Source organism: Spongiactinospora gelatinilytica (assembly GCF_003236385.1).
Lineage (GTDB): Bacteria > Actinomycetota > Actinomycetes > Streptosporangiales > Streptosporangiaceae > Spongiactinospora > Spongiactinospora gelatinilytica.
The window spans coordinates 1-393 of sequence record NZ_POUA01000934.1 but is presented as its reverse complement, the minus strand read 5'-3'; the positions used below and the strand labels follow the sequence as shown (position 1 = coordinate 393).

General features: G+C 34.9%; 1 protein-coding gene. It reads right to left on the bottom strand.

The window, feature by feature from the left end; genetic code table 11:
- The coding region (locus C1I98_RS46870) for a YfhO family protein (protein ID WP_146607989.1) at positions 1 to 393 on the bottom strand (393 nt) is incomplete at both ends.

The following is a 393-nucleotide window of genomic DNA, read 5'->3' as shown; positions in this document are numbered from 1 at the left end:
AATAGACATACCTAGCATAAAGAATGGTGGTATATAAGTAAACTTGATTTGATGTTTGCCAGAAGTTAATTTTACGTTGCTTCCTAAGAAGTAATTACCGACTTTAGAAGTAGGAATCGTTTTACCATCAATTTTAATGTGCCATCCCGAACTGTAAGGGATGGAAGTGAATAAGTAGGGTTTATCAGAATTAACGTTTAAATTGCCTGTGACTACGTTCCCAGCGTTTTTTACCTGCGTTAGACTATTTGTCTTAGCAGCTTGGTAATCTTGCTTAAATGTGCCGTAATGAAGCTCAGCGACACTAAAATCAGATAAAAGTAAACTTTGCTTCTTTAAAACAATTTGAATACGAACTTTTTTGCCTTTCATCTGATCTGCAATCGATAAAAC